The organism is Pseudomonas sp. PME37.24/006 (assembly GCF_055556635.1).
This window is the reverse complement of the sequence record NZ_JBVHNL010000035.1, coordinates 1-296: the sequence shown is the minus strand read 5'-3', so window position 1 is coordinate 296 and position 296 is coordinate 1. Positions and strand designations below refer to the sequence as shown.

Here is a 296-nt window from a genome sequence, read left to right as displayed (position 1 = left end):
AGCACGTGGGCGAACAACATGGCGTTGGCGATGATGAACATCAGCACCACGCTCAGCTTGCCGGCCTCGATGATCACCTTCGGGCACTCGCGCACCGTCATGTCCTTGTAGACGAAGATCGCTACGAAGGCGGCGTAGACCGCGGCCACCGCAGCGGCTTCGGTCGGGGTGAACATGCCCGAATAGATACCGCCGAGAATGATCACGATCAGCATCAGGCCCCAGCCCGCTTTGCGGCCAGCGGTGAGGATTTCCTTGAACGAGGCGCGCGGCAGCGACGGCATGTTCTGCACGCG

1 protein-coding gene is annotated in these 296 nt (G+C 62.5%); it reads right to left on the bottom strand.

Annotated elements, in window-relative coordinates; translation table 11 throughout:
- On the bottom strand, positions 1-296 hold a 296-nt coding region (locus ACZ3GY_RS24945; protein ID WP_465912186.1), incomplete at both ends, for a TRAP transporter large permease subunit.